The sequence below is a fragment of the Acidithiobacillus sp. TH-A36 genome (assembly GCF_057473445.1).
In genome coordinates this window covers 1-3,249 of sequence record NZ_JBYCKP010000042.1, presented here as the reverse complement: position 1 = coordinate 3,249, position 3,249 = coordinate 1, and the positions used below count along the sequence as shown (strand labels likewise).

Annotated in this window: 3 protein-coding genes and 1 other RNA gene; 1 reads left to right on the top strand and 3 read right to left on the bottom strand. The window is 49.6% G+C overall.

All coding sequences use genetic code 11. The annotated features are described in order from the left end of the window. From AC2VLY_RS01025 to AC2VLY_RS01015, 3 genes are all read right to left on the bottom strand, one after another. On the bottom strand, window positions 1-865 hold an 865-nt coding region (locus AC2VLY_RS01025; protein ID WP_486921624.1), incomplete at its 3' end, for a TolC family protein. Then, window positions 865-1,161, bottom strand: coding sequence for a hypothetical protein (locus AC2VLY_RS01020; RefSeq protein WP_486921623.1), 297 nt, complete (start codon window positions 1,159-1,161; stop codon window positions 865-867). The genes AC2VLY_RS01025 and AC2VLY_RS01020, both read right to left, overlap by 1 nt. Before the next feature lie 66 nt (window positions 1,162-1,227). Continuing rightward, entirely contained in the window at window positions 1,228-2,406 is a 1,179-nt protein-coding gene (locus tag AC2VLY_RS01015) for an MFS transporter (protein ID WP_486892420.1), read from the bottom strand. A 778-nt stretch (window positions 2,407-3,184) separates the two neighbouring features. Between AC2VLY_RS01015 and ffs the strand changes: the two genes are divergently transcribed. Next, an RNA gene (gene ffs, locus AC2VLY_RS01010) (signal recognition particle sRNA small type) lies at window positions 3,185-3,249 on the top strand; the annotation flags it as partial.

Genomic DNA, 3,249 nt, shown 5'->3' with positions numbered 1-3,249 from the left:
TGATCAGACGCAGAGGTAATTGACGGGGGATATTTATGGTGGAGAAATCCGGTAACGGTTCCACGCCAATATTCCGTCCCCAATCGGGTCCATGCCCGGCCAAGGCGGCCAGTACATAGCGCTGTTGCGCAATGGCTGCCCGCAGTTGGGCGACTGACTGCCGCGCACTGCCATAAGTTTCTGTCTGCGCATACACCGGCCGGGCGTTGTTCAGACCATCCTGCCAACGTTGTTTTTCCAGTTGCAACAAGGATTTTTGCAGATTTTCCAGACGCTCCGCCAGATGCAGTTGCCGTGTTTCACCCGCCAGCAGAAAATAATGCCAAGCCAGTTGTTTCTCCAGCTGTAATTTTGCCTCGGCATAATCCGCCTGATGAACCCGTACTTGTCCTAAAGCCGCACGAATCTGATCGCTGTCGCGTCCCCACAAGTCCAGATGATAATGGAGTTCCAATGGGTTGATTTCTGTATAGGTAAAGCTTTTGCCGTTGGCCTGAAGGTGCAAACCATTCTGTGAAAAATGCTCCTGGGTGATGGAAGCTCCCGCCGAAAACTGTGGGAGGAGGGCGGCCTGCTGCTCTGCAGTCATGGCTTTGGCGGCCAGAATACGGGTACTGGCAAGCTGCAGTGATGGGTTTTGGCGAAGGGCTACCTGAATCAGATGGTCAAGAGCAGGTATTTGCGCCGCTTTCCACCACTGCTGTGCAGGCCATGGACCTGCCCTGATCCCATAGTGATGATCGGCCCGGGCCAGGGTCTGCTGAATTTGAGTGCTATGGGCGAGATGCGTGCCGGGAAGATGCTCCGGCAGACGCGCACAGGCCGCAAGCAGTAACAATAGCAGCAGAACAATGGATTTTTTCATCAGAGATCCACCAGTTCTTCTATGGCGCGGCGTACCCGAATATCCGGTTCTGCGTAAACCACACGTTTGCTGAACAGCAGGAGACCAGCGCCGAGCAGGAATCCCCATGCGGCTATATAAAATATTTCGTTGAAGGCGAGCATGGCTGCCTGATGCGTAATGTAGTGGGCAGTGCGGATATTGCTTACTGTCGGTTTGGGCGCATAAATCCAAGTGCTGTTATTACCTTCGGCAAGAAAATGCGCATGAAAGATCGTTCTTCTGGCGAAAAGTGTGGCAATAAGGGGAATGCCCATAGCCTGTCCACACAGCCGCAATACATTCAAAAATTTAGTGCCACTTTTTTCCACGGGGCCGGATAATCACGATAAGGCAACGGCGCTAATGGATGGGAACAGACTGCCCAGAAATATTCCTACAAAAGCTTGTGGCCACAGTAGTTCGCCAAATGAAGCCGGGCGATTGTAGGAGGAAACCCAAAAACTGGCTACTGAAAAGCCCAATAAGGAGATAATAGCCAGAAAGCGTGCATCTATATGCTTCAGCAGGCGTTGGGCCAGTATGAAACTTATTTCCGAAATGGCCAAGGGTAACATCAACAAGCCGACCATCCAGGCGGTATAGCCCATAACTAACTGAAATCCTACTATATAAATAGCGAGACAACCCTGAAAAAACAGGGCGGTGAAAAACAGGACCACACTTCCGATCATGAAGTTGCGGCGTTTCAGGAGCGTGAGATCGAGTAAGGGGTGCGTGCTATACCATTCCCAAATCCCAAAAAAAATCAGGGTGATCAGGCTGATGCTGCCGAGAAAAATAATAGTCTGGGAGCGCCACCAACTGATGACTTCCCCGGCATTAAGGGCTGACCCCAGAGTAGCCAGGACAATCAGCAGCAACAGCAGGCCCGGCCAGTCTAACGGGGGATGGCGATGTTCCATTTCCCGACCGAATAACAAAATCACAATGATGACAGCTACGCTGATGGCAATGGGTATATTCAGGTAAAACAGCCAGCGCCAACCGATGCTGTCGGTGATCCAGCCACCGATAATCGGCCCCAAAGTAAACGGGGTTAGGGCAGCAACTCCCCATAGACCCAAGCCAATATTACGGCGATGTGCCTGATAATGGCGCAAGATAATCTGCAAGGAAACCGGGATGGTCAATCCACCCGAAAATCCCTGAACAATACGGGCACTGAGAAAAGCATCATAATGGCCAGTTTGTGCGCAGATGGCCGAAGCCAGGGCGAACGCCATAAAGGCCCCTGCCAAAACCCGCATTTCTCCCCAACGCTGTAAAAACCAGGGAGAAGTCGGAAAGGCCAGGGCCATGGCCAGAAAAAAATCTACTTGGATCCAACCCCCCAAATCCGGGTTGACGCCCAAACTGCCGGCAACATGGGGTATCATGGGCAGATAGGCACCAGTATTGAACAACACCAGAAAATGTCCAAGCCAAACTACCAGATTCAGCAGCAATACCATGCTGGTGCTGAGTGGAGAAACTGCCGGAGCATTATGTGAAAAAGCCATGAACAGGAAATCGTTTCCATGCTGATCTAAGTCAATGCGCCGATCATGTGGGCCATGAATACAGATGTCAACTGTAGTGAGTCCTTAAAACAACTTCAATTTGAGCGTTACCAAGCCATACGCAAAAAACTTGATGCTTGTTACGCCGCTCATTGCCTGAGGAAGAGAAGAGAGACGATTTATCCCGTATTAATTATTACTTATTAATAACTATCATAATGATTAAAAACAATAAAATATTAACAATAAGTGGTATTTATGGCAGTTGGCTCTTACAAATCATCGCCCCACAATCTATTGACATATTGATTTTACTGCTGGATATTCACTGTGCTTTCATGCTCAGGGCGGAATTTGACTTCATTGCACTCAGCCTCTGGCTATTGGGTGGAATGTTGTATATCTGGGTTATGGTGCTGATATTTTATCGAATGATTCTTTTGAATTTTTCACCCGAACATCTTTGATTCTTCCTATTGCAGCAATATGGGCGCCTTGGCTATTTCCACCTCGGCAGGATGGAGTTGGTGGATTCTGTTACTGTTCATCCTGGGATTCTGGTGCCATGTCCTTAGAAGGTTTCACTTCCGTTATACTGACCTGTGCTTCTTTCATAATGGTGATTGAGCGGTTTTAACCCTGACGATTTTGAGTGGTCAATATTGATCGCAGATCGGGGTTCTGATACCTTCGCGACTTGTGAGTGCAAAAGTGGTGTTGCACTTTTCGTCTGTTCTCGTCCTTGCGTGGACAATTTCAGGTTTTCTATGGCGACAACAATCGGTCCCCTCGCAGTGGTAGCTGGTGAACCCCGTCAGGCCCGGAAGGGAGCAGCGGCAGCCG

Coding starts and splice junctions, on each gene's coding strand:
- AC2VLY_RS01015 (WP_486892420.1), bottom strand. CDS start 2,406: ATGGCTTTTTCACATAATGCTCCGGCAGTTTCTCCACTCAGCACCAGC.
- AC2VLY_RS01020 (WP_486921623.1), bottom strand. CDS start 1,161: ATGGGCATTCCCCTTATTGCCACACTTTTCGCCAGAAGAACGATCTTT.